This is a genomic window from Bacteroides sp. (genome assembly GCF_030151085.1).
GTDB lineage: Bacteria > Bacteroidota > Bacteroidia > Bacteroidales > Bacteroidaceae > Bacteroides.
On sequence record NZ_JASLER010000098.1, the window covers coordinates 1 to 26,556 of the forward strand.

The 26,556-nt window shown below is 43.6% G+C and carries 18 protein-coding genes and 1 pseudogene; 5 read left to right on the forward strand and 14 right to left on the reverse strand.

Annotation, left to right across the window (positions count from 1 at the left end; all coding sequences use genetic code 11):
* Nucleotides 1-368: pseudogene (locus Q1W14_RS20970) on the reverse strand (phosphoglycerate mutase); the annotation flags it as partial.
* A gap of 13 nt (nt 369-381) precedes the next feature.
* Nucleotides 382-2,811, reverse strand: a complete 2,430-nt coding sequence (gene thrA / locus Q1W14_RS20975; protein WP_300704724.1) for a bifunctional aspartate kinase/homoserine dehydrogenase I — start codon at nt 2,809-2,811, stop codon at nt 382-384.
* 447 nt (nt 2,812-3,258) lie between these two features.
* On the opposite strand from thrA, the gene Q1W14_RS20980 reads away from it, so the two are divergent.
* Nucleotides 3,259-4,296 carry an asparaginase gene (locus Q1W14_RS20980; RefSeq protein ID WP_300704725.1) on the forward strand — a complete coding sequence of 346 codons (1,038 nt, stop codon included), beginning with the start codon at nt 3,259-3,261 and terminating at the stop codon, nt 4,294-4,296.
* Between the two features lie 2 nt (nt 4,297-4,298).
* On the opposite strand, the gene Q1W14_RS20985 is transcribed toward Q1W14_RS20980, so the two are convergent.
* From Q1W14_RS20985 to Q1W14_RS21015, 7 genes are all read right to left on the reverse strand, one after another.
* Nucleotides 4,299-6,803 carry an alpha/beta fold hydrolase gene (locus Q1W14_RS20985; protein ID WP_300704727.1) on the reverse strand — a complete coding sequence of 835 codons (2,505 nt, stop codon included), beginning with the start codon at nt 6,801-6,803 and terminating at the stop codon, nt 4,299-4,301.
* A 21-nt stretch (nt 6,804-6,824) separates the two neighbouring features.
* A complete protein-coding gene (gene fucP / locus Q1W14_RS20990; RefSeq protein ID WP_300704729.1) occupies nt 6,825-8,141 on the reverse strand; it encodes an L-fucose:H+ symporter permease in 1,317 nt (438 codons plus the stop codon).
* 16 nt (nt 8,142-8,157) lie between these two features.
* The gene (locus tag Q1W14_RS20995) at nt 8,158-9,540 is read right to left on the reverse strand and encodes a rhamnulokinase family protein (protein WP_300704794.1); all 1,383 of its coding nucleotides are present in this window, start codon (nt 9,538-9,540) and stop codon (nt 8,158-8,160) included.
* Entirely contained in the window at nt 9,540-10,178 is a 639-nt protein-coding gene (locus tag Q1W14_RS21000; protein WP_300704795.1) for a class II aldolase/adducin family protein, read from the reverse strand. Before Q1W14_RS21000 ends, Q1W14_RS20995 begins: the two co-directional genes overlap by 1 nt.
* A 16-nt stretch (nt 10,179-10,194) precedes the next feature.
* A complete protein-coding gene (gene fucI / locus Q1W14_RS21005; RefSeq protein ID WP_300704731.1) occupies nt 10,195-11,967 on the reverse strand; it encodes an L-fucose isomerase in 1,773 nt (590 codons plus the stop codon).
* A 70-nt stretch (nt 11,968-12,037) separates the two neighbouring features.
* A complete protein-coding gene (locus Q1W14_RS21010; RefSeq protein WP_300704733.1) occupies nt 12,038-13,018 on the reverse strand; it encodes a GntR family transcriptional regulator in 981 nt (326 codons plus the stop codon).
* Between the two features lie 417 nt (nt 13,019-13,435).
* Nucleotides 13,436-13,981, reverse strand: a complete 546-nt coding sequence (locus tag Q1W14_RS21015; RefSeq protein WP_300704735.1) for a carbonic anhydrase — start codon at nt 13,979-13,981, stop codon at nt 13,436-13,438.
* Nucleotides 13,982-14,101: 120 nt separating this feature from the next.
* Between Q1W14_RS21015 and radA the strand changes: the two genes are divergently transcribed.
* Nucleotides 14,102-15,469 (forward strand): DNA repair protein RadA, encoded by a 1,368-nt coding sequence (radA, locus tag Q1W14_RS21020; protein ID WP_300704737.1) that lies wholly within the window; start codon nt 14,102-14,104, stop codon nt 15,467-15,469.
* Nucleotides 15,470-15,474: 5 nt separating this feature from the next.
* Nucleotides 15,475-17,079: an NAD(P)/FAD-dependent oxidoreductase gene (locus Q1W14_RS21025; RefSeq protein ID WP_300704739.1), complete on the forward strand. Its 1,605-nt coding sequence runs from the start codon at nt 15,475-15,477 to the stop codon at nt 17,077-17,079.
* A 71-nt stretch (nt 17,080-17,150) separates the two neighbouring features.
* On the opposite strand, the gene Q1W14_RS21030 is transcribed toward Q1W14_RS21025, so the two are convergent.
* From Q1W14_RS21030 to lpdA, 5 genes are all read right to left on the reverse strand, one after another.
* A complete protein-coding gene (locus Q1W14_RS21030; protein WP_300704740.1) occupies nt 17,151-17,654 on the reverse strand; it encodes a flavodoxin in 504 nt (167 codons plus the stop codon).
* Nucleotides 17,655-17,666: 12 nt separating this feature from the next.
* A complete protein-coding gene (locus Q1W14_RS21035) occupies nt 17,667-19,703 on the reverse strand; it encodes a thiamine pyrophosphate-dependent enzyme (protein WP_300704742.1) in 2,037 nt (678 codons plus the stop codon).
* Nucleotides 19,704-19,720: 17 nt separating this feature from the next.
* The gene (locus Q1W14_RS21040) at nt 19,721-21,082 is read right to left on the reverse strand and encodes a dihydrolipoamide acetyltransferase family protein (RefSeq protein ID WP_300704743.1); all 1,362 of its coding nucleotides are present in this window, start codon (nt 21,080-21,082) and stop codon (nt 19,721-19,723) included.
* 62 nt (nt 21,083-21,144) lie between these two features.
* Nucleotides 21,145-21,894, reverse strand: a complete 750-nt coding sequence (locus tag Q1W14_RS21045; RefSeq protein ID WP_300704744.1) for a lipoate--protein ligase family protein — start codon at nt 21,892-21,894, stop codon at nt 21,145-21,147.
* The gene (gene lpdA, locus Q1W14_RS21050; RefSeq protein ID WP_300704746.1) at nt 21,894-23,243 is read right to left on the reverse strand and encodes a dihydrolipoyl dehydrogenase; all 1,350 of its coding nucleotides are present in this window, start codon (nt 23,241-23,243) and stop codon (nt 21,894-21,896) included. The genes Q1W14_RS21045 and lpdA overlap by 1 nt, the downstream gene beginning before the upstream one ends.
* 150 nt (nt 23,244-23,393) lie before the next feature.
* On the opposite strand from lpdA, the gene Q1W14_RS21055 reads away from it, so the two are divergent.
* Together Q1W14_RS21055 and Q1W14_RS21060 are read left to right on the forward strand one after the other, a co-directional pair.
* Complete coding sequence (locus Q1W14_RS21055) at nt 23,394-24,002, forward strand: LuxR C-terminal-related transcriptional regulator (RefSeq protein ID WP_300704748.1); 609 nt, start codon at nt 23,394-23,396, stop codon at nt 24,000-24,002.
* Nucleotides 24,003-24,075: 73 nt separating this feature from the next.
* The gene (locus Q1W14_RS21060; RefSeq protein ID WP_300704750.1) at nt 24,076-26,454 is read left to right on the forward strand and encodes a TonB-dependent receptor; all 2,379 of its coding nucleotides are present in this window, start codon (nt 24,076-24,078) and stop codon (nt 26,452-26,454) included.
* Nucleotides 26,455-26,556 lie beyond the last annotated feature (102 nt).

Here is a 26,556-nt window from a genome sequence, read left to right on the forward strand (position 1 = left end):
ACCAGCACATCCGCCTCTTCAGTGGTGATATGTCCGGCAGAATGATTCTTGATGTTATCTTCTTCAATGCAGATTATGTTGCAACGCATCGCCATTTCGCCCGGCTGCAAATCCACACCAATACTTGCCGCTTCCAATGGACCGCGACCTTCATATACTTTCGGCAGATCATAGCCCAGAACGGACATATTCGCCACCTCACTGCCCGGATGAAATCCATCAGCAACAGTCATCAACCGTCCCGTACGTCCCATTCGCGCCAGTTTATCCATATAAGGCGTATCGGTAGCTTGCAACAAAGTCTTGTTGCCCAAGGCCTTTACAGGCCAGTCAGCCATACCGTCACCCAGTATAATGATGTGTTTCATAAATCATCAAACTTTAAACGTTTGCTATACTCATAATATCCGCAAAGACACCCGCAGCCGTTACGCCCGCACCGGCACCATAGCCTTGTATCATCATCGGATATTCCTTATAACGTTCGGTAGTCAATAAGATAATATTGTTGCTACCTTCCAAACCGTAGAACGGATGGTTGAAACCTACTTCCTGCAAACCTACAGATGCTTTACCGTTTTCCAGCTTCGCAACGAAACGCCAATGTTTATTCTCGGCTTCCAATACTTTGCGACGTGCTTCGAAATCGGCATCAAGGCTTGGTACTTTCTTCCAGAAGTCTTCCAATGAACCTTCAAAGAAATCATCAGGCACAAAGAGATTCTTTTCCACATCGCTCTGTTCCAAACGATAACCAGCTTCACGCGCCAGGATCACGAGTTTGCGGATTACATCCTTACCACTAAGGTCGATACGCGGATCGGGTTCGGAATAGCGTTCTTCCTGTGCCATCTTGATAGTCTTGCTGAAAGGAATGTCTGCACTGATCTTGTTGAAGATATAATTCAGAGTACCGCTCAACACAGCTTCAATCTTCAATATTTTGTCACCGCTATGGATGAGATCATTAATTGTATTAATAATAGGAAGACCTGCACCTACATTCGTTTCAAACAAATACTTCACACCACGCTGACGGGCAATCTGTTTCAGTTCGCGATAATTATCGTATTCCGAAGAAGCAGCAATCTTGTTAGCAGCTACTACAGATACATTGTGTTGCAGCAAATCCTTATAGAGTGAAGCCACGCCTGCGCTTGCCGTACAGTCAACAAACACAGAATTAAAGATATTCATACCGATAATTTCGTCACGCAGAGTTTCGAGAGTACTCGGTTTACCATTCTCTTTCAGTTCTTGTTGATAATTGGCAAGATCGAAACCTGAACGATTGAACATAGCACGATCTGCATCGGCAATACCTACTATATGAAGTTTCAATCCGTTCTCCATCTTTAGTTTCTGTTGTTGGCTGCGAATCTGCTCTACCAAGCTACCGCCTACCGTACCGATACCACAAATAAATAAGTTCAATACCTGATATTCGGACAAGAAGAATGAATCGTGAATTACATTCAATGATTTACGCAAAGACTTGGAATCTACTACAAAAGAAATATTAGTTTCCGAAGCACCTTGCGCACAAGCTATCACATTGATACCATTACGTCCCAACGTTCCGAATAGCTTACCGGCAATACCCGGGGTATGTTTCATATTCTCACCTACGATGGCCACTGTAGCCAAGTTCTTCTCTGCTTGGATAGGTGAAATCTCTCCCATCTCGATTTCTTTAGCGAACTCTTCATTCAAAACCTCACATGCCAAATCAGCGTCAGCATTACGCACACCGATAGAGGTTGAGTTCTCAGAAGATGCCTGTGATACAAGGAACACACTAATACCATTCTTAGCCAATGCCTTGAAGATACGGTAGTTCACACCAATCACGCCCACCATACCAAGACCTTGCACGGTAATCAAACTGGTATCATTAATGGAAGAGATACCTTTAATTGCCTTGCTCTTTCCGTTAGAATCAAGCTTGATAATAGTTCCCTCACCTTCGGGATTGAACGTATTCTTTATTAATATGGGTATATTCTTGTGGCAAACCGGATAAATCGTTGGCGGATAAACGACTTTGGCACCGAAGTTACAAAGCTCGGTAGCCTCAACATAACTCAATTCACTGATCGTATAAGCGGTAGTTATCACACGCGGATCAGCAGTCATGAAGCCATCTACATCAGTCCAGATTTCTAAAGTTTCGGCATCGAGGGCAGCCGCAATGATGGCAGCCGTATAATCAGAACCACCACGTCCCAGGTTTGTTACATCACCGGAGACTTTATCAGTAGAGATAAATCCGGGCACCAACGAACATTTGGGCAGATTTTGAAAAGTTTCACGAATCAAACGGTTCGTCAAATCAACATCTATTACATGCTTGGAGTGCTTCTTCTCAGTCTTGATAAACTTACGCGAATCAAACCATTCCGCTCCCGTCAGCTCTGCCACTATAATGGAAGAAAGGCGTTCACCGTAGCTTACAATCGTATCGGAAGTTTTCGGCGAAAGATCCTTAATCAGATAAATACCCTGGAAAATATCTTTCAGTTCATTGAGCAACTCACCTACCTGACGCTGTAAAGCTACTTGAGCTTCACCTGCCGGAATCACTTCCTTAATCATTTCTACATGACGGTAAACAATCTCGCGGAATTCGTTTTCATAAGAAGCATCTCCCACTGCTGCCATCTTGGAGGTGTTAATCAGTTTGTCTGTTATGCCACCCAATGCGGACACTACCACTATCACCGGTTCGTTTACTGCTTCTACAATTCTCTTGACGCTCAAAATACTGCTGGCGGAACCTACGGACGAACCACCGAATTTTAATACTTTCATTTCTCTTTATATTATTGAGATGGTTGATACAATGTGTCGGAGACAAACCTAAACGGTTTGTATTGACTTGAATTAAATAAAAAAGCTGTTTGAAAATGGTGTAACACGTAGAAACACAAAATACTATCCTTAACCCCTAAGGGTCATGGTACACATCGATGTGACTGTATGTTGATAGTACTTGTTCATTGTCTCTATTTCTATCCTTTCTGATAAGTGTTGCAAAAGTAAGAATAAAAACATTCAATCTATCACTTTTTGCGACTTTTTTGCGATAAAAATATAGAAAGCTATTAAAAAGGCAAGAAATATGCGCATTCGGCAACTAACATTTTCACAGTCAAAGTACTACTTTATCGCAAATGCCGCAGTTCTTTTATGACAATTTGATATTATTTTCAAGATATATCACTATATTTGCGATAGAATACAGAAAGAAAATCAAGCATGAACCCAGAAAACACTTCCGTTTTGTTAATATACACCGGTGGAACTATCGGAATGATAGAGAATGCAGAAACCGGTGCCTTAGAGAACTTCAACTTCGAGCAACTGCAAAAACATGTGCCCGAACTTCAGAGGTATGCTTTCCGTATAGATACTTATCAGTTCGATCCTCCAATGGATTCTTCGGATATGGACCCGGATGCATGGCGCAAACTCGTACACATTATCAGTGATAATTACGATCGATACACCGGCTTCGTCATTCTGCATGGCACGGATACAATGGCTTATACCGCCTCTGCCCTTAGCTTTATGCTCGAAGGGCTGAGTAAACCTGTTATACTTACCGGCTCACAGCTCCCTATCGGGGTGCTCCGCACGGATGGTAAGGAAAATCTGCTAACCAGTATCGAGATAGCCACTGCCTGCCATGCCAACGGACAACCTATTGTACCTGAAGTATGTATCTTCTTCGAAAATCATTTGATGCGTGGCAACCGCACTACCAAGATTAATGCGGAAAACTTTAATGCTTTCCGTTCCTTCAATTACCCGGTGCTTGCCTCAGCAGGTATACATATTAAATATAATAATGTGCAGATTCATGCGCATAACGACCAGCAAATGCTGACTCCGCATTACTTACTTGATACAAATATTGCCGTACTGAAGTTATTCCCCGGCATTCAAGAGAATATCGTAGAAGCTATACTTGCTACCAAAGACTTGAAAGCAGTAGTCCTCGAAACCTACGGTTCGGGCAATGCTCCACGTAAGGAATGGTTCCTCCGCCATCTGCTTGATGCCAGCAAGAGAGGAATTATCATTGTCAATGTAACCCAATGTAGCGCCGGTACTGTAGAAATGGAACGCTACGAAACAGGCTATCAATTGATACAAGCCGGAGTAGTCTGCGGATATGATAGCACCACTGAATCTGCCGTAACAAAACTGATGTTCCTCCTGGGGCATGACTATCCGGTAGATAAAATAAGAGAGTTAATGGGGCAGCCACTGGCAGGAGAGATTACAGTATAGCATCAATTTACTACGAAATTCCGAATCTCGCATTCAGTTCTGTCGCCTTTTGCTACACGCAACTGCAAAGTGTGCCGACCTTGTGCAAGTTCTGTTTCCAACATATAGACCCATGGCAAATACAGACCTTTACTCCATTGAGTATAAGTGTCGAGCTTCTTGAATGGAGATCCATCTACACTATACTCCAATGTACAAGCCTGTGGACCAAAAACGCCGAAAATACCGATGGCACGACCTTCAAAGGAAAGGGATAAACCTGCTCCGGCACGATTAGCAACTAACATAGGAACATTTACAAAACCATTGCGGGTACCGGCTTTAACTGTAGGTGTCCAGTCATCTATTATCTTCCAACCAATGAGTTGCTTGGCGGCATGGATGTCGATGAGCTTTCCGTTTATGTACGAATAGGTATCTATCGGATTCTGTGGCAATGCATGGGATTGAATGGATTTATGAACCACCTCCCCACTCCAATTCAAATCAAAAAGGTGGTTGATGGCAGCAGCATATATCTTATGCCCATTCCAGGCTGGATGTGTACCTCCGAAATCATCCCAATTAAACTCACCGTCACGCATACGACGAGCCACCTCTTCAGCCAAATTGATGCTGGGAAGATTGTAATAATTGGCAATTCCCTCATGGTTCATAATCACCTGTGGCTGAATGCCTCGATTGAGCAAAGGAATAAACGGGTCATAAATGAAGTGCATCATCACAATATCCATCTCCAGATTGGCAGTAAGGGCATGACGAACTACGCCTTCCGTACCACGCACCTGCTGAATGTAATTGAAACCATTGGTATCATCATTCACCGCAGCTTCGAAGAATAACAAATCGGGGGTGCACTTCTGCAGAACATCATGATCCAAACGGAAAGCATGCGGAGTGCTACCTGTAGAGCCAATGCCTGCATCAACAAATGTAAACTCCGTATCAGGGAAACGTTGTTTCAAGTCTTCTTGTATCATATCCCTCCAACCACGCATTTCGGTGATGGAACCACCCAAGAAGGCAACACAGCCTTTCTTCTCTTTCGTAAATTTCAGATAGGAATTGGCTAGACTACCCCGTTGATGAATCACTTGCTTCTGTTGATATCCGGACTGATAACGGAGAATGAAATCGACTACCGGTTCCGGATTATCCAGACTATGGGGATGATGATCGCAACCAGGTTTCAGAATGATTTCGACTACGCCACCCAAGGCACGGTAACGCTCGGCAGCCAGTTTCATGTGTTGTTCATAAGGAACAGTCTTGTCGCTATCACCGCAGACTGCTATAATGGGAATACCAGCTGCAGCCAAAGGGGCAAGGTTGTCGATAGCATTTCCCTTAAAACCATTTACTGCTTCATTCGTCAATCCCCACTCTTTGAGAAAGTCAGCCCACAGATTGGGGTCTTTGAAGGTAGCAAAGCGAGTCATGTCACACACCGGAGCATCGAGGTAAATACAGGCCACTTTGCTAGGATTCCTTGCCGCCCAGTTAACAGCAAATAGTCCGCCACGGCTAAACCCTTCGAGAGTTACTTTCGGAGAAAGATTGTAGTACCGGCACATTACATTATAGAAGGCATCACCCAGATTGAGTGAACGGGGGCTACCATAAAGATAGGTCACATCGAAATAAACAACATGGAATCCCTTCTCAAGTAAAGCCACATCTACTGAAGGAAATGCACCAAAAAAGGCGGGACGCCATATCCAGGGACGACCTTCGGCTGCCTTACGAGGGACGACAACAGTTGCTTGGCGTGTGTTGTAAAAAAAGTCGTAACGGTCATAACCTGCCCATTGTGATTTCTTTCCGGGAAAAGCTTGTTCGGTATTGATAGCAGGAACTTCCTTGCCGGTTAGAGTACGGTAGAGCTCGCCGGCTATAAGAGCAGCGCCTTGTTCATTGGGGTGAACGCCATCTACATAATAATCGGGATTAGGTTTCAATGCAGAGTAGAGATCGATAACAGACAGATTGCGCTTCTTGGCTACATCGCGAAGAATGGGAATAATGCAAGTAGAAATCACACTGTCATTGATATCAAAGTTATTTTTAAAGACAGCGGCAGGTAAACAGAGATAGATTTTAGGTTTAGAAGAAAGAGATTGTAGAATGTCGAGCATCGCGTTCAGATCTTTCCGGAAGTCTTTTCCATACTTCCAATTATGGGATTTACTGTCGTTAGTACCCAACTTGATGGTGATAATATCGGGTTGGAAAGACTGCACATCACGAAAGGCCTGTTCGCGCATATAAGGATTGTCACCCTTATTGAGCAGGGTACGAGCACTAACACCGAAATTCCTTACGTCGTAGTCTTCGCCCAAGAGTTGAGAAAGCAGTCCCGGATAACTATTCTGAAACGGGTTCTTGATGCCTGAACCATAGGTGATACTGTTGCCGATACAAGCAACCTTTACAACCTTCTTCTCTTGTGCCATTCCCCATAAACAGGAAAGGCACAGTACAAGTAAAACTAAGCTTCTATTTTTCATGAAAATCATATTTTATATTCGTTAGGCTTTCTCACGTCTATACGAGCGATGCCCATACATAATAATTACAACAAAGCAGATAAGAGGCAATATAAATGAAAGATTTACTGCCGGCATGCCAAACAAAGTACCTTGGTCGATAATGCTTGCTTGAAGCGGCGGTAACACAGAGCCACCCAAAATAGCCATTATAAGTCCGGCAGCTCCGAACTTGGCATCATCGCCTAATCCCCGTAATGCTATTCCATAAATTGTGGGAAACATTAATGACATACATGCTGATATACCGACCAGACAATACATTCCTAAAATATTTTGCAAAGATATAACTCCTACCGTAAATATGCAGGCAGCAATCGCCAGTATCTTCAGTAAAAAGCCCGGGCTGAGATAGCGTAAGATGAAAGTACATATAAACCGGCTGATACAGAAAATAACCATTGCCACTATATTATACTCTTGTGACAATACTTCCGCCGCTTTCTCTTCCATGCCTCCAGCCATAAACAAACGAGTACCGTACTGAATGACAAACGTCCAACACATAATCTGCGCACCTACATAGAAGAACTGAGCAATAACCCCTTCCCGATAGTGAGGGATATGAACTATGCGTTTCAACGTCGGCAAGAAATTGATGTCGTGCGACTGTTCGGTATTCTTAGGCATCTTCACCATACGAATTAATAAAAGCATCATCAAGACCACAGCACCTATAATAAGATAAGGAGTAATCAATACGCTCAAATCTGAATCACGAACCGTTTCAAATTCACTGATAGAGAGCTGACCGCGTTCTACAGTATCCATGGGGTTCAAGCGGTTCTGAATAAAGTTCATTGCCACATACATACCCAGCAATGAACCCATCGGGTTAAAAGACTGTGCCAGGTTCAGACGACGGGTAGCCGTCTCTTCTGTTCCCATCGAAAGTATATACGGATTACTACTGGTTTCAAGAAAAGACAATCCGCATGTCAATATGAAGTAAGCTATCAAAAAAGGATAATAACTACCAGACAACATAGCCGGGAAAAACAGAAAAGCACCAACTGCATACAGCCCTAGTCCCAACATTACACCTGCCTTATAGGAAAACCGACGGATAAACATAGCAGCCGGAAAAGCCATGGCAAAGTAACCGCCGTAGAAAGCAACTTGTACCAAAGCTCCATCAGTTACGCTCATGCGGAATATTTTGGAAAAAGCTTTCACCATGGGGTTGGTAATATCGTTGGCAAAGCCCCATAGAGCAAAGCAACTGGTGATCATAATAAAAGGTATCAGATAACTCACACCATTCTTACTAAGAATCGAAGTTTTTTTTGTGTCATTCATAATGGTAGTAGATTCTTTAAATTATTTCTTTGATTTCGCTTCGACTTTTTATGTCGCCTTTGGTCAATGCTTGCACTAGAATATTGCCGATGGCAGTAGCCTCTACCGGTCCTGCATAGACCGGGATTCCCAATGCTTCGGCCGTGAGACGATTAAGCAAACGGTTACGACAGCCTCCTCCTACTATATGCAATTGTTCTACCGGATGTGGAATCAGGCTGTTCAGTTGCTCAATCCCACGTTTGTAGCGTTGTGCCAGTGATTGTAAAATACATCGTACATATTCTCCTTGCGAAACCGGTATTTGCAAAGCATGTTGTCGACAATAATCGGCAATGGCAGTTTCCATATCTATCGGATTTTGGAAAGATTTATCATCAACATCTATCATGGAAGATATGTCAGCTACTTCAGCGGACGTAATCAGATATTCATAATCAGTTTCTTCACCTCGCTCTTTCCACTGACTGATAAGACATTGCAACATCCAAAGACCTGTTATATTTTGCAAAAAACGGATATTACCTCCCACTCCACCTTCATTGGTGAACCCGGCTTTGCGAGCATCTTCCGTCAAAATAGGTTGCTGTACTTCCACACCGAGCAACGACCAAGTACCCGAACTCAAGAAAGCACTACAACCGCACGTAGTAACCGGAACCGCAAATACGGCACTCGATGTATCGTGTGAACCGACTGCTATCACTTCCACTTCTTCCGATAAGCCAATTTCTTCCTGAATCTCCGGTTTCAGTTTTCCACGTACAGTACCCGGCATCACTATTTCACCAAACAAGTGTTGTGGTAGACCTATCTTCTCTATCAGAGGATGATTCCATGTACGTGTACGGGCATCCAGCAACTCTGAAGTAGAAGCGATGCAATACTCATTATTAGCAACACCTGTAAGATAGTAACTAAACAAATCGGGCATAAACAAGAGTTTATCGGCAACTTTTAATTGAACATCATCCCCTTTCCTCATGCTATAAAGCTGAAAAAGTGTATTGATAGACATCATTTGAATACCCGCCTGTGCATAATGCGCCGACAACTCAGCCTCATCAAAAAGTTCTTCCGGCAAACCATCCGTACGCGAATCACGATAACAGACGGGGTTTCCAAGCAAATTGCCGTCTTTATCAATTAAACCAAAGTCCACTCCCCACGTATCAATGCCGATGCTCTTGACGGAGTATCCTTTGAGAGCAGCCTGACGAAGTGCGTTCTTCATTTCCTCGAATAAAGACAGGAAATCCCAATATATATGATTACCCATTCGCACTTGCCGGTTAGGAAAGCGATACACTTCTTCGAGTTTCAGCACCCCTTGGTCAATGGAACCGGCCATTATCCGACCGCTTCCACCTCCAAAGTCAACTGCTAAATAGGTATTCATCATTTAGTCTTTTTACCTAAGATATATGTATCAAGGTCTTCAATCTCCTGCGGCGTCAGTACTGTGTAGTCACCACCGGACTGTATAATAATCCGGCAAGCCATTTCAAAGAACATGGCACGCTCAAAAGCCTGATCAAAATCTTTACCGCAAACCACTTGTCCATGCTTCTTCAGTAAGATTGAATTATGTTCCTTCATAGCCCCGACAACAGCTTGAGCCAACTCCGCAGAACCTGGACGAAGATAAGGAATTACCGGTATGTCCCGTCCTACATGACAAGGTATTTCTGCCGTTACATTGAAATTCTGCGGACAATTCTTCATACAAGCTACAGCTGTAGCATAAGGCGATTGAAAATGAAGCACCACATTCACATCGGAACGCTCCCGAAGTACCCCCAAGTGAAATCCGCTTTCCATAGATGGTTTTACACCATTAAGAACTTCTCCCGTGGCAAGCCGGCAAACAGCCACCTTCTCTTTCGTAAGAGAAGGAACCCAAGAGCCTGTTCCGGAAAGTAAAACCTCTTCTCCTATGCGCCAGGAAAGATTGCCACTACTACAAACTGTAAGCCCTGCATCACCTACCCGATGGGCTTGGGCAACAAACTGTTCTATATATTCATTGGTAATCATACGATTCACACTTCAATTATTTATAAATAGGTCCGTAAGTACTACAAGCACGATAATCGGCTCCTTCCTTATCCATACCGAAAGCATTCCATGCAGCGGGGCGAAATATCTTCTTTTCATCTACATTGTGCATACAAACCGGAATACGAAGTATAGAAGCCAATGTAATTAAATCCTGACCGATATGCCCATAGCTGATTGCTCCATGATTGGCTCCCCAGTTATTCATCACAGAATAAACATCTTCGAATGCCGGCTTATTGCAAAGGCGAGGCACAAACCAAGTAGTAGGCCAAGTACGGTCGGTACGTTCATCAAGAAGTTTGTGTATTTCAGGTTCTATCTCTACAGTCCAGCCTTCGGCTATCTGGAGTACGGGGCCAAGACCTTTTACCAGATTCAAGCGACTCATTGTAACAGGCATGCCACCCTTTGACAAGAAGTTGGAAGAGAAACCGCCACCACGGAAATAATCACGATTGGCAGGATACCAAGTAGTAGCCTCGAGGCATTTCTCCATTTCAGCTTCGGATATCTCCCAATGGGGTTTCATGGCGGGTTCACCTTGCCCATTCATTTGCTGACCTGTACCATCCAAAGTAGTGGCACCGGAATTTATCAAGTGAATAATGCCGTTGGCAGCCAAACCGGTAAGCTCTTTACCTGTCACACGCTTTACTGCTTCGGGACTCCAATAAGTACGTACATCCGAGAATATTTGTGCACGATTGGTCAACAGATGCCCAAACAGCATAGCTACACCGTTGCATGCATCATTTTCAGTAGCTACAACGTATGCTTCACGAATGCCATTCCAGTCGAATGAAGTATTCAGCAAAGCCTCAGAGTAGTCACCATTCGGATAGAAATCGGTCCACTGGCGTTGTCCCTGGAAACCGGCTGCAATGGCGTTATGTCCAAGTGCTTCTTCCTTGAATCCCATGTCTTTCAGTTTAGGATTACCTTGTATCAGGTCGCGCATGATAAGGGTCATTTTTACGATAAACTCCCAATCTTCGTCTTTCTGTTCACGGGTTTTCGCTTTGGCAACAGCATTGAAGTCTTTGCCTTCGTTCTTCTTACAATACTTTTCTGTCCATGCCATAGCTTTGGCAAACTCTTCTTTATCATAGATACCTTCGGTCATGCGACGAATAATTTCAGTCAGGTCTACAGATTCACAACGGATACCTAAATACTCCTGAAAGAAATCAGGATTGACAATAGAACCGGCAATACCCATGGAAACGCTACCCATAGACAGATATGACTTCCCGCGCATAGTAGCAACAGCCTGTGCAGCACGTGCAAAACGCAAAAGCTTCTCGGCAACATCTTCAGGAATTGAATTGTCATTCAGATCTTGTACATCGCGTCCGTAGATACCAAATGCAGGCAATCCCTTCTGAGCATGTCCTGCCAATACGGCAGCCAGGTATACAGCTCCCGGGCGCTCTGTTCCGTTGAATCCCCAAACGGCTTTCGGATAATAGGGGTTCATATCCATTGTTTCGGCACCATAGCACCAGCAAGAAGTCACTGTGATAGTAGCTCCTACTCCTTCGCGCTCAAACTTCTCGGCACATGCTGCACTCTCCGCCACACGACCGATAGTACCGTCGGCAATCACACATTCTACCGGACTGCCGTCTCCATTCTTCAGATTAGTAGAAATTAACTCGGCTACTGCTTTAGCCAGACTCATGGTTTTATCTTCAAGGCTTTCACGAACGCCACCTTGACGACCGTCGATTGTGGGACGAATCCCAATTTTGGGGTACTTCTTCATATTCTCTATTTTGAATTAATAATACATTATCACTATGCTGAACTATGCTGATAACTACCTATAAAAAAAGTCATAATGACCCTCTTAAATGCACTTCTGTAGGCAGATAAGTTTGTATAGGTTTACCGGTAAGGATAAAGTCCGCCATCATGGTTCCCATCTTTTTCCAATCCACACTCATTACGGTAATTCCTTTATCAATCACTTCGTAAGCCGGCGTATCATTATAGGCTATCAAGCCAATATCTGTTCCGCAAGTAAGTCCTGCCGCACGGCTTTTCTTAACGAGTTCTACTACGTCTACCTGGCGGATAGCAATATAAACCTCACCGGGTTGCACCTCCAAGTTATCCATATTCTCAATCACATCGAAATCTTGCTTATGATCTATGCAGTACTTCTTAAAGAATTCACAGGTCTCCTTGGGATGTTTGCTCTCCTTAGTAAAGAACAGAACTAACTTACGATAACGTTGCAACCGGTCGGTCAACTGAGACATTGCTTGATAAAACGACTCTCCAAAGTCCTGGCAGATATACGAACATTCTTTTTTGTCGAACTGACCGAAATCCAATAATAAAAGACGGGAAGCATCCACCTTATATAAATAAGGAGAAAACTTCTCATTGTCGAAGTTCATTACGATGTATTTATTATATCTCCCCAGTGACTCCCGAAGGATAGCGTTAAACATAGATTCCTTATATTGGTGAAACCACAAATCTACTTTATATTGTGAAGAGAGGCGCTTGACGAAACTATTGTAGAGTATATCTTTAAAAGGAGTGTATTCATCGAGCAGCAAAAGAATATTCTTCTGCCGATTCACTACATAATAGCCTTTGCCGGGAGTAGAATCAATGAGTCCTCGCTCTTTTAAATCAATGAAAGCCTTGAACACCGTATCTCTGGACACCTTATAGTCCTGGCTCAACTGATTGATAGAAGGCAAAGCATCCTCTACCTTATATTTACCCATTGAGATATCATGACCTATCAGATCAGCCAACTGTTTGACTTTAGTTGTCTGCTGCCCAAAAATAACTTTCATAGCAAATGAATCAAATTGTTCTTAAAAACGGATAGGACAACTGTGCTGAACTATCCTGCCGCAAAGGAAAACAATTTGCTCATTACTTGCAATTTACAGAATATGTTATAAAACAGAAAGCAATTAAAAGGTGATGGTAACCTGCGTATAGCTCTGTACTTGCGATTCTATTGGTCATTATCAACTTATATTGATGATGTAAGGAATTGCTATCCACATGGAGATGAGTTGCCTTCACTTCAAGACAATAACTTACAGCATCCAAAGATGAGCTAACAATCATACGGTATGATTCCTACAATCATTACGTATGATTCCTACAATCATGCCACATGATTCCTATTTCAGGTAACGACTGATCTTTATTCATATTCTTAGGCAGTTCTCATCAGCCCAGATAAGAAGTAAGCCACGCAATTAGAATTCCACCGGAGTCAAAGCACCTGTTACTGAATCTATAATAAATCCATGCACATGAACATCATTTGGAATCAACGGATGATTTATGATAGCTGAGACTGTTCCTCTCACGGAATTTTCAGTGTCTTCAAAGCCATACAGCCAAGAATTAAAATCGACTCCGCAGAAACGAATCATATCAATTGTTTCCTGTTTGACGCCCCGTGCCTTCATGTGTTCTATCATCTGGTCACTATTCAAGTGGCAAGCACCGCAATCAGAATGAGCAATCACCATAATATCCGTTACTCCCAATTCGTAAATAGCCACCGTCAGGCTTCGGATAACACTACCAAAAGGATGTGAAATAACAGCACCCGCATTCTTGATAATCTGCGCATCACCATTCTTAAGCCCTAGAGCTGCCGGTAGCAATTCCGTCAAACGAGTATCCATACAAGAGAGGATTGCTATCTTTTTACTGGGATACTTATTCGCAATGTATTTTTCATATCCCTTATTGACTACAAACTCTTTGTTATACTTAAGAATATCTTCTATCATGGCTTCTTATTTTTAAAATGATTTTCTATCTACAAATATAAAAAAACTCCCTGAGACTCTGTTGCCTCTCCCATGAAAAAATGTACCTTTGGGCAGTCATTTATAGAAAGATGTTTGGTTATGGCAAAAGATAAAACGGTTTATGTGTGTAACAACTGCGGACAAGACTCTCCCAAGTGGGTAGGTAAATGCCCGTCGTGTGGAGCATGGAACTCATACGTGGAAGAAGTAGTACATAAAGAAGTTGTGAACAAACGTCCCGTTTCCGGAATAGAAACCACCAAAGCCAAGCCAGTAACCCTCAATGAAATCATTGCCGATGACGAACCCCGCATCAACCTTCACGACGACGAACTAAACCGTGTATTAGGAGGTGGACTGGTACAAGGTTCTCTCGTATTAATAGGTGGAGAACCGGGTATTGGGAAATCTACTCTAGTCCTGCAAACCGTACTGCAAATACCGGATAAGCGAATACTCTACATCTCCGGTGAAGAGAGTGCCCGACAGCTTAAACTTCGTGCCGACCGACTGACATCTTCTTCCAGTGATTGCCTCATCGTTTGCGAAACATCATTGGAACAGATATATGTACATATCAAGAACACACGACCTGATTTGGTTATTATCGACTCTATACAAACCATTTCAACCGAAACTCTTGAATCATCTCCGGGAAGCATCGCTCAGGTGCGGGAATGTTCGGCTTCCATCCTACGTTTTGCCAAAGAGACCCATACGGCAGTTATCCTGATAGGGCATATCAATAAAGAAGGTAGCATTGCCGGTCCCAAAGTATTAGAACATATTGTGGATACTGTACTTCAATTCGAAGGTGACCAGCATTATATGTACCGTATCCTCCGCAGTATCAAGAACCGCTTTGGCAGTACTGCCGAACTAGGTATTTATGAGATGCGTCAGGACGGGTTACGCCAGGTAAGCAATCCCTCGGAACTACTCTTGAGCCAAGACCACGAAGGCATGAGCGGCATAGCCATTGCCTCTGCTATTGAGGGCATCAGACCTTTCTTGATTGAAACGCAAGCATTAGTAAGTAGTGCCGTATACGGCAATCCTCAACGCTCCGCCACCGGCTTTGATATCCGACGGATGAATATGCTACTGGCAGTATTGGAAAAACGTGTCGGCTTTAAACTGGCACAAAAAGATGTATTCCTAAATATTGCCGGCGGACTAAAAGTAAATGATCCGGCGATAGACCTTGCTGTAATCAGCGCCATTCTTTCCAGCAACATGGATTCGGCGATAGAACCGGAAATCTGCATGGCAGGTGAAATCGGTTTGTCAGGAGAAATACGCCCGGTAAATCGCATTGAACAACGAATTGGAGAAGCAGAGAAACTGGGTTTCAAGCAATTCATATTGCCCAAATATAATATGCAGGGACTAAATACCAAGAAGATAAAAATAGAACTGATCCCCGTTCGGAAGGTGGAAGAAGCATTCAGAACATTATTCGGATAAACATTATGATACAAGAATATCAACTTCGCGTTCTGCCCGAAATAGCGGCAAATGAACAACGACTAAAAGAGTACCTGGTACAAGAAAAAGGCTTGAATGCACGGGAGATTACAGCAACGCGTATTCTGAAGCGCAGCATTGACGCACGCCAACGAACCATCTTCGTCAACCTGAATGTACGGGCATATTTGAATGAGATGCCTACAGATGATGAATATCAACACTCTTCATATAACAATGTAGAAGGAAAGCCACAGGTTATCATAGTAGGCGCCGGTCCAGGAGGACTCTTTGCAGCTTTACGCCTTATTGAACTCGGACTACGCCCGGTCATTGTTGAACGTGGTAAAGATGTACGTGAACGCAAAAAGGATCTTGCGCAAATCAGTCGCCAGCAGATTGTAGACCCGGAATCCAATTATAGCTTTGGAGAAGGAGGTGCAGGTGCCTACTCAGACGGAAAGCTATATACCCGCAGTAAAAAACGGGGGAATGTGGATAAGATATTGAATGTATTCTGCCAGCATGGAGCTTCAACATCCATATTAGTAGATGCACACCCGCATATAGGCACGGATAAGCTGCCGCGCGTCATTGAGAACATGCGAAATACCATTGTAGAATGTGGTGGAGAAGTGCACTTTGAAACTCGCATGGATGCGCTGATTATTGAGAAAGATGAGGTGAAAGGCATAGAAACCAATACCGGGAAAACTTTCCTAGGGCCCGTGATACTGGCTACCGGACATTCCGCAAGAGATGTATATCGCTGGCTAGCAGCCAATAATGTAGAGATTGAAGCCAAAGGCATTGCTGTAGGTGTACGCTTGGAGCATCCAGCGGAGCTAATAGATCAAATACAATACCACAACCGGAACGGACGCGGTAAATATCTACCCGCCGCCGAATACAGTTTTGTGAACCAAGTTGACGGACGAGGAGTGTATAGTTTCTGCATGTGTCCCGGTGGATTTATTGTACCCGCCGCCAGTGGTCCTCAACAGATCGTTGTTAACGGCATGAGCCCCAGCAACCGTGGTTCCCGTTGGAGTAACTCCGGCATGGTAGTGGAAATACAACCGGAAGACTTATTGAATGAAGAATTGCCATGCGGCACAACTGTACAGTCCGATTCTTCATCCACCATTCATCATTCTTCATTAGCAATGATGTATTTTCAAGAGAATCTGGAACGCCTCTGCTGGCAACAAGGGAATATGAAGCAAACAGCACCGGCACAACGAATGGCAGATTTCACAAGAAAGAAGTTGAGTTATGATTTACCCGAAAGTTCGTATGCACCCGGATTGGTATCTTCTCCGCTACATTTCTGGATGCCACCTTTCATTACAGAAAGATTAAGCAAAGGCTTCCAGCAATTCGGAAAATATAGCCACGGCTTTTTAACGAATGAAGCGGTTATGATTGGTGTAGAAACACGAACATCGGCACCGGTGCGCATTATTAGAGACAAAGAAACCCTGCAACATGTCCGCATCAAGGGACTATTCCCTTGTGGAGAAGGAGCTGGTTATGCCGGAGGTATTGTTTCGGCAGGTATTGACGGAGAACGATGCGCGGAAGCCGCTAAAGCAATGATTTATAATTAATGATTAGTGATTGCTATGCTGCGCAATTACGCAGCTAGCTAATCACCAATCACTTAATACTAATCACTATTTCAAAATTCTTTCTTCAGTTGCTCGCACCAATCCTTAATACGTTTGTCAGTCAACTTTGATTGGTTTTCCACATCAATCACCAAACCACACCATTTATTATCATGTAATGCTTTAGAGTGATTGAACGTATAATCTTCGACAGAAGTAAATCCGACAAGCGTAGCACCGGCTTTTTCAAAAGACTCACTCAAAATACCCAGTCCATCTACAAAGTTATCGGGATAATTCACCTGATCGCCTAAGCCGAATAAGGCTATTTTCTTACCTTTCAAATCTAATGTTTCTAATTCAGGAATCAGTTCATCCCAGAATGTCGGCAATTCCCCATCAAACCAAGTGGACACACCAACAATCAGATTGTCGTAAGATTTAAAATCATCCCCCCAAGCTTTCTCTACCGGAATAATATCTATATTTTCCGCTCCCAATACTTCACGGATCTTCTTTGCTATCTGCGAAGTTTTCACGGCATTTGCCACGTAAAATAATCCTATCTTTTTCATTATAGTTACAATTTAGAATTCTAACAGTTTCTTGGCTGCTTCATATATTTTATCGGTATTTGGTAAGATAGCACGTTCCAGTATCGTATTAAAGCCTACCGGAGTAAAGGTAGAGCCTACCCTCTCGACCGGTGCATCCAAGTAACGGAATAAATCGGAACTGATACTGGCTGCTATTTCACCACCAAATCCACCGAAGACCTTATCTTCATGAACGACCAATGCTTTACCTGTCTTCTTTACAGATTCGTAGATAGTTTCCCTATCTAGTGGAATCAACGAACGGATATCAATCACTTCTACACCCCAACCGGCTTCTGCCTTCAAACGTTCGGCTACACTCAAACAGAAGTGCGTTGTATTGCCGTATGTGATGATACTAAGGTCGGAACCTTCATGACGGATACGCGCTTTCCCAAAAGGCACTTCAAAATCTTCGGGAACTACAGTAGCCGCCTCTACCGAATTGTACAATGCTTTCGGTTCGAGGAACAAAGTAAATCCACGTGAACGCATACTTGTCCGCAATAGTCCTGCTGCATCATCAGCAAAAGACGGACAAACAATTCTTGCACCGGGTAATCCTGCCAAAGCGCCTTCTATATTTTGGGAATGATAAAGTCCACCACCGATATATCCACCCGAAGCCAGACGCAAAGTCACATTAGGAACAAACTTCCCGTTGCTACGCCAATACTCGTGCGTACACTCTACATATTGTTCTACGGCAGGCCAAAAGTAATCGGCAAACTCAGCTCCTTCTATTACCACACGGATTTTAGGGTCGAAACGGCTCATGCCATTTGCCGTACCTACAATATAATCTTCGGCTATAGGAGCACTGAAAACCCGTTTGTCTCCAAACTCCTGCTGCATGCCTTTAGTTATATTGAAAACACCCCCTTTATCTTTGTTGGCTACATCCTGCCCCCAAACAAAGGTATTCGGATTATGGCGGAACTCAGCTTTCAGGGTTTCATTGATAGCGTTTACCATAAACTTCTTTTCACCTTCGGTTTCGTTCTGTACACCGTCTTTATACTTCTTCGGTTCGTAAGGTTCGGGGAGCACATAATCGAAGATGCTCTTCGCATCAGGATCGGGAGCTGCAAGCGCTTTACGGTTAGCAGCCGATAGTTCTTTCTTGGCTTTCTCTTCAATCTCAGCCAATTCTTCTTCTGTAAGGCGTTTATAGCGCAGAAGCATACGACGGAATTTCATCAGTGGATCAGCTTCTTTTACGTATGCCAGTTCTCCTGCATCACGATATAAAGTATGCTTATCCGAATTAGAGTGCGAACCGATACGCACGCAATTGGCTTGCACAATAACCGGATTATGGGTTTCGATAGCCCACTCACGGGCTTCAGTCATGGCATTCATAGAGTCGAATACATCCTTACCATTACAATGAATAATCTTCAGATTCTTGAAACCGGAGAAGTTATCGGCTACTTTACGGGCGGCAGTCTGGTCTTTCTTTGGTACGGAGATGCCATAGCCATTATCCTGCCATACAAAGATGACGGGCAGGCGTTCGAGGCTGGCACCATTGATGGCTTCATAAACAAAGCCTTCGGAAACTGCCGATTCGCCATGGGAAGTAATTACGACACCTTTATGGTCATAGTAATTCATAGCACGTGCTACGCCTGCTGCATGCAGGTCGTGCGTACCCGTTGCCGAGGAGATGTTTTCGATATGCCATTCGGGTTTCGCAAAGTGATTGGACATGTGACGTCCGCCACTACCGGGATCGGTAGCTTTGGAGATACCATTTAATATAAGTTCTTCTACAGTCATTCCGGCAGAAAGTACGGTCAGCATATCCCGGTAATAAGGAAAAAGAAAATCTTCCCCTTTGGTAAAGACTTGCCCCATGGCGAGTTGTATACCATCATGTCCTGCGTATGGAGCATGATAGGACCAACCAAGGGATTGTAATAGATAGGCAGGCGCTTTTTCATCAAGCGCACGCCCAAGGCTCATCAGATAATACCACTTTTTCAGTGTTTCAACATCAGTGGTTTTAATATCATATTTCTTCATAACGGTCAAGTTTTAAGTTATTCGTTCCAGTTTTCCAGATAATTCTTAATGAAATAGAGGAAGTTTCCTCCAAGAGAACCGTCCACTACACGGTGGTCATAGGATAATGATAAATACATCTTATGACGGATAGCAATCACATCTCCTTCGGGTGTCTCGATAACAGCCGGTTTCTTTTCAATAACTCCTACACCAAGAATGGCTACTTGCGGTTGATTGATAATAGGTGTACCGAACAGAGACTTGAATGTACCAAAGTTAGTAATTGTAAAGGTACCACCTGAAATATCATCACCGGTCAACTTGCCCACACGTGCCTTGGCAGCAAGAGCATCGATCGAAATGGCTAATCCACTAAGATTCAAACGGTCGGCATCATGCACAACAGGCACAATCAGATTCCCATCATTCTGAGATACCGCAATACCAACATTGATATGCTTCTTATAGAGAATATTGTAACCCTCGACCGAAACATTCACCTGCGGATAAGCAACCAAGGCTTTCGCTGTAGCTTCAGTGATGGCAGGCATATAAGTAAGTTTCACGCCTTCGCGTTTAAAGAAGGCATCTTTGTGAGCTTCACGCCACTTCACCAATTTGGTCATATCGACTTCTACCAATGTAGTAACATGAGGAGAAGTATGCTTGGACATAACCATGTGGTCTGCTATCATTTTACGTACACGATCCATCTCTTTTACTTCCACACCTTCGGAAGAGGAAGTTACAGTAGCTGGTTTAGCAGGCTGTGGTGCAACAGACTGTGGTGCAGGCTGAGGAGCAGGTTGCGATACGGGCTGCTGTTTGGGACTTTCAGTAGAAACAGGTTGCGAAGCAGCCTTTGGAACAGCGATACTTGCAGTTCCCTTCTGTTTTTGGGCAATGTAATGCTTTATATCTTTTTTACTTAGACGTCCTTGATAACCGGTTCCGGGAATAGTATCAAGTTCTTGTTGCTGGATATGTGCCTCACGTGCCAGCTGAAGTACAACTGGTGAATACCATCGTTCTTCTTCTGTCTTAACGGCTTTAGCCAGAGGAAGTTCTTGTGCCGGTGTTTCAGCAGCAGGTGAAGAAGAACTTTCTTTTTTCTCCTCAGAAGAAGTTGAAAGAGGAGCTTCATCCTCATCTTCATCGTCCATATTTACAATGGCTACTACGGTACCAACCGCAACCGTATCACCTTCTTTAAATAAAATCTCCAGGATCCTACCAGCAACCGGAGAGGGAATCTCAGCACTCACTTTAGCTGTATTTACTTCAAACAGGACATCGTCTTCCTTTATGACATCTCCTACTTTCACCGACCAGGAGATAATAGTTCCTTCGGTTATACTTTCGCCCAGTTTAGGCATCTTTATTTCAAATCTTGACATATAGTTAGGTTTTAAGTTATTCGTTTATACTTAAACAAATATTTGGATAATAAGGTTTTAACTTACGTAAAAGTTAATACCGACTTATTGTATATCCATTCTTCATTGGCATATTTTTCATTCTTCAAACGTTCGATAGCTTCCACATCTTTATGAGTAAAGCGGTACGACTGATTCTCATCATTCTCCAGAAAATAATGAAGAAGCAGACGGATAATACGTTTAACGGTAACGGGAGTAATTAAATGTTCACTGATATTCGTTACTTCACTCCGCACAGAAGGAACAGCACGCACTGTTTGCGAACCAGGTAGTAAGTTTTCAGAATCCGAATTGCCCCTTAATGAAGCATTCAAGACTTCGAGATCCGTAGAAAAGAGTAATGTGCAATGATACATCACCCGATTCTTGTGAATGCATTGTGCACTACCCGAAATCTTCCGACCATCAACGTAAATTCCCATTCGTTTATCCGAATAAGCAGTGACCCCCATTTGGTCGAGGAAGTCAATAGTTTGTTGCAAGTAATATTCGAAATCGGGTTGGTTTACAGTTTCAATGAAACTCAGGTTTATGTTCCCCATATCATGATAAACCGCCCCTCCACCCGAAAAACGGCGTGCTAATGAAATGCCCTTTTCCTGAAGATAATGTTCGTCCACTTCGGCCTGTACATTCTGGTGTTTCCCAATCACGACACAGGGGTCCGACTGCCAAAGCATAAAGTAATTATCCTTCTTCTGCTTCAAAAGATATTCTTCTGCTGCCAGATTCCAATAGATATCCGTGCAACGATTGTCTATGCACAACATTACGAAAAAAGTATTTCATGGAAAATCTCACCGACCGTAGGATGCGGAAAGACACTCTTTTGGAATTCTTCCACCGTATAACCCTTTTGGATAGCAATACCTGCAATCACAATGATTTCAGAAGCAGGATTGCCCAGTATGTGACAACCAATGATACGGTCGTCATCGTCCAGAATCATTTTACAAAGACCATTCACGGTTTCATTTTCTGCAACAAAACGGCCCGAATAGACCATAGGAAGTTTCTGCACGTGGTAGCTGATACCGGCAGCTTTCAATTCTTCTTCCGTCTTCCCCACTCCGGCAACTTCAGGATTGGTATACACCACACCGGGAATGCAATCGTAGTTCATGCGGTCTTCCACTCCCAGGATATGGTTAATGGCGACTTCCGCTTCGCGGATAGCGGTATGAGCCAACATGGAACGTCCCGTTATATCCCCACAAGCATATACATGAGGGTGGGATGTCAACAGATGTTCATCTACTTTCACACCGTTCCGAAGCAGTTCGATATTCAGTTTATCCAATCCCACCTGCCCTAAATTTGCTTTACGCCCTACGCTAACCAGCACTTTATCAGCTTTTACAAGTGAAGACTTTCCATCTTTCTCAATCGTTACTCCTTCTTTGCTAACCGCAGTCACTTTGGTATTCAGATTAAAATTAATACCCCGTTTCTGATATTCGGAGCGCAGCATAGCACTGGTTTCTTTATCCATAGCACCCAATATCTCGGGCATCATTTCAATAACACTAACCTGAACACCCATGCTATTAAAGAAAGAAGCAAATTCCATACCAATGACACCTCCGCCAATAATAACGAGAGATTCGGGTAGTACAGAACTTTCCAAAGCTTCTTTGGAAGTCCAGTAATCAATTTCAGATAGTCCCGGAATAGGTGGAATAACAGTATCGGAACCGGTACAAACCAGCAGATAAGTCACTTCGTATATTTCGCCGCCAGCAGAGATACGGAACAAACCATCCTGCTCGCCTACAATCACAGCTTCCTGTTCCACAATAACAGCACCGTATGAGGTTACAGTCATCTTTACTCCTCCTGTGAGTTTCTTCACGATTTTATTCTTACGGTCGATAATTTTCTTCATGTCGAAAGCAGGACCATCGGGGACAGAAATACCATATTTTGCAGCACCTTTCATGTTGTCCCACAATTTTGCAGAATACAACAGAGTCTTTGTAGGAATACACCCTTCATTCAAACACACACCGCCAATGGCTTTCTTCTCAAACAAGACGGTCTTCAAACCGCCTGCAGCCGCCCTTTCGGCAGCTGTATATCCGGCGGGTCCACCGCCGATAATGGCTATATCATATATCATAACGCTAAGGTTTTAAGTTAATTATAAGCATATAACAAAATAAGGAGTAACAGAGTTCTAACTTAGAATAAAGAAAAACATTCTCTTATTTCAAAAATTCTATTGCTTTATCATGAATCATCCGTATTTTTGCAAAAACATGTCAAGTATATGATTCCTGAAATAGCAATTATCACCTCCAATACCTTGTCTTGCCTTGGATTACAAAATCTTTTGGAAGAAATTATTCCAATGGCTACCATCCGTTCTTTTCACTCTTTTGCGGAACTGATGGATGATACTCCGGACATGTACGCCCATTATTTCATCTCTTCGCAGATTTATTTCGAGCATACCGCTTTCTTCCTTGAACGTAAACCTAAGACGATAGTACTGACAGGCGGTGATAACCAGCCTCAACTATCAGGAGTGCTTACCTTGAATATTTATCAAGACGAAAAGAGTTTGGTGAAGACTATCTTGCAGTTACATCAATACGGGCACAATCATGGGCATCCGGGTAAGCAAACTCCCGGCAAGCATCCCGAAACCATGCCGAACACTACCAGCGAGCACGACCTTTCCGCCCGCGAAATAGAAGTGTTGGTTTTAGTCACCAAGGGACTTATCAATAAAGAAATAGCAGATAAACTGAATATCAGTCTGACTACCGTTATATCACACCGAAAGAATATTACGGAGAAACTCGGCATCAAATCTGTTTCGGGACTTACCATTTATGCTGTGATGCACGGATATGTGGAGGCGGACAGGATATAGCCTTTTTCCTCATAAATGAGGATTGCGTATGCTACCGATTTCCCCTTACTTTGCAGACGAAATAAATTAACCTATGAACAAATATAGAATTTTCGCTCTGGTTTTATCCTTTCTATCAACCGGAAACATCCTGGCAGAAGAAGCAGATACACTAAAAGTAGTAGATGTAGAAGAAGTACTTGTCATCGCAGCACCCAAAGAAAACAAGAAGTTGCGCGAGCAACCCGCTGCCGTAACCTTGCTCTCCCAGCAAGACATGCAAGCCACACAAGTGAACTCTATCAAAAACTTGACTTCACTCGTTCCTAATATGTTTATCCCCGATTATGGTTCGCGGTTGACTTCAGCGGTTTATATCCGTGGTATCGGCTCACGTATCAATACTCCATCCGTAGGATTGTATGTAGATAATATACCTTATATAGACAAGTCCGCCTTCGACTTCAATTACTCCGACGTGGAGCGTATCGACGTATTGCGTGGCCCGCAAGGCACACTGTACGGTCGCAATGCGATGGGCGGATTGATTAAGGTACACACCAAATCCCCTTTCAGCTATCAAGGCACGGATTTGCGTATGGGAGCAGGTACACACAATGCTTATAATGCTTCAGTAACCCATTATCACCGGGTATCGGACCGCTTCGCTTTCTCTACCGGAGGTTTTTACGACTATCAAGGTGGATTCTTCCGCAATGTAGTGCGAAACAACGAAAAGGTGGACAAAGGACAATCGGCAGGCGGCCGTTTCCGTGGCATCTACCTGCCCACTGAGAATTTGAAACTGGACTTGAACATCAGCTACGAATATAGCGATCAGGGAGGTTATCCGTACTTCTATATGGGGAAAATAAACCCCACAGAACAAAAAGAAGAATTGAAACCTTATATCGGTAAAATCTCCAACGACGAACGGAGCAGTTATTACCGCAACCTGATGAACGCCGGACTGAATATTGAATATCAGGCACAGAACTTCACACTGAGTGCCGTCACCGGTTACCAGTTCCTACGAGACCGTATGTTCATGGATCAGGATTTTACTCCCGAGAATATTTTTAATATCGAACAGAAGCAGAAGATGAATACCATCTCCGAAGAAATTGTTCTCAAATCCAAACCCAACCGCCGCTGGCAGTGGACTACGGGAGCTTTTGGATTCTATCAATGGCTGCATACGGAAGGTCCGGTAGAATTTCATAAAGAAGGTATCAATCAGGTCATCGAAGGAAATGCGAATAATGTTTTCGACGGACTTGCCTCCAAACCGGGAGCGCCTACCATGCATTTGAGCATCAATAATGAAAGCCTGCGAGTGAGCGGCAGCTTCGATACACCCACTCTAAGTGGCGCACTTTTCCATCAATCCACCTTCAATGATTTGTTGATAAAAGGATTGTCGGCCACCATCGGATTACGTCTAGACTATGAGAAGATACGGATGGATTATAATTCCATGTCAAGTACTACGGACTTTAACTTCTCGTTAGTCATGGCAAAGCCACCTATGAATCTCGAAAGTAAAGGACTGAAAGCTGACGCGGCATACTTGGGTAAAGAATCAACAGACTATGTTCAGCTACTGCCTAAATTTGCCTTGCAATATGAGTGGGGAAAGGGAAACAATGTATACGCCACCGCCGCCCGCGGATATCGTTCAGGAGGATACAACATACAGATGTTCTCCGACCTCATCACAGGCGTACTAAGCAATTCGATGATGGATGCCATTGCCGCCGACCCCACATTCAGTGCAATGTCCGCCATGATAACAAAGATGAAAAACGAGGTGCCCGATGTACAAGAAGCTACCCGTTACAAACCTGAATATACTTGGAATTACGAAATAGGCACTCACTTGACATTATGGGAAGGCCGCCTGCTAGCCGATGTCTCCGCTTTCTACATGGATACCCGTGACCAACAGATTTCCAAATTTGCCGAAAAAGGTTTGGGACGCATCACCGTGAATGCTGGAAAAAGTCATAGTTATGGAGCGGAAGCCAGTCTGCGCGCAGCACTGACCGATGCCTTGACTTTAAACGCTTGTTACGGTTATACATACGCCACTTTCAAAGATTATGCAACAAGTGATAAAAACAACTACAAGGGTAATTATGTACCTTTTGTTCCCAAGCACACAATGAACATCGGCGGACAATACGTCTTCCGTATCAATCCGGGGCACTTTCTGGACCGCATTCAGTTGAATGCCAACTACACCGCCGCCGGACGCATCTACTGGACGGAAGAAAATACAGTCAGCCAGGCATTCTACGGAACACTGAACGGACGTGTCAGCTTCCAGAAAGGCCGTGGGCAAATTGATTTCTGGGTGCGCAATGCATTGGATAAAGATTATGCAGCCTTCTACTTCGAAAGCATGGGCAACGGATTTATGCAAAAAGGCCGTCCGGTACAAGCTGGTATAGAATTGCGTTGCAGGTTCTAAGAAAAATTATACTATTATCTTACCATTCATTCCAATAGCTGAAAAGAACGGCACCGAGCAACAAGGGGTTCCTCGGTGTCGAAGGTAGGGTTCCCCGGTGTC

Coding starts and splice junctions, on each gene's coding strand:
- thrA (WP_300704724.1), bottom strand. CDS start 2,811: ATGAAAGTATTAAAATTCGGTGGTTCGTCCGTAGGTTCCGCCAGCAGT.
- Q1W14_RS20980 (WP_300704725.1), top strand. CDS start 3,259: ATGAACCCAGAAAACACTTCCGTTTTGTTAATATACACCGGTGGAACT.
- Q1W14_RS20985 (WP_300704727.1), bottom strand. CDS start 6,803: ATGAAAAATAGAAGCTTAGTTTTACTTGTACTGTGCCTTTCCTGTTTA.
- fucP (WP_300704729.1), bottom strand. CDS start 8,141: ATGAATGACACAAAAAAAACTTCGATTCTTAGTAAGAATGGTGTGAGT.
- Q1W14_RS20995 (WP_300704794.1), bottom strand. CDS start 9,540: ATGAATACCTATTTAGCAGTTGACTTTGGAGGTGGAAGCGGTCGGATA.
- Q1W14_RS21000 (WP_300704795.1), bottom strand. CDS start 10,178: ATGATTACCAATGAATATATAGAACAGTTTGTTGCCCAAGCCCATCGG.
- fucI (WP_300704731.1), bottom strand. CDS start 11,967: ATGAAGAAGTACCCCAAAATTGGGATTCGTCCCACAATCGACGGTCGT.
- Q1W14_RS21010 (WP_300704733.1), bottom strand. CDS start 13,018: ATGAAAGTTATTTTTGGGCAGCAGACAACTAAAGTCAAACAGTTGGCT.
- Q1W14_RS21015 (WP_300704735.1), bottom strand. CDS start 13,981: ATGATAGAAGATATTCTTAAGTATAACAAAGAGTTTGTAGTCAATAAG.
- radA (WP_300704737.1), top strand. CDS start 14,102: ATGGCAAAAGATAAAACGGTTTATGTGTGTAACAACTGCGGACAAGAC.
- Q1W14_RS21025 (WP_300704739.1), top strand. CDS start 15,475: ATGATACAAGAATATCAACTTCGCGTTCTGCCCGAAATAGCGGCAAAT.
- Q1W14_RS21030 (WP_300704740.1), bottom strand. CDS start 17,654: ATGAAAAAGATAGGATTATTTTACGTGGCAAATGCCGTGAAAACTTCG.
- Q1W14_RS21035 (WP_300704742.1), bottom strand. CDS start 19,703: ATGAAGAAATATGATATTAAAACCACTGATGTTGAAACACTGAAAAAG.
- Q1W14_RS21040 (WP_300704743.1), bottom strand. CDS start 21,082: ATGTCAAGATTTGAAATAAAGATGCCTAAACTGGGCGAAAGTATAACC.
- Q1W14_RS21045 (WP_300704744.1), bottom strand. CDS start 21,894: ATGTTGTGCATAGACAATCGTTGCACGGATATCTATTGGAATCTGGCA.
- lpdA (WP_300704746.1), bottom strand. CDS start 23,243: ATGATATATGATATAGCCATTATCGGCGGTGGACCCGCCGGATATACA.
- Q1W14_RS21055 (WP_300704748.1), top strand. CDS start 23,394: ATGATTCCTGAAATAGCAATTATCACCTCCAATACCTTGTCTTGCCTT.
- Q1W14_RS21060 (WP_300704750.1), top strand. CDS start 24,076: ATGAACAAATATAGAATTTTCGCTCTGGTTTTATCCTTTCTATCAACC.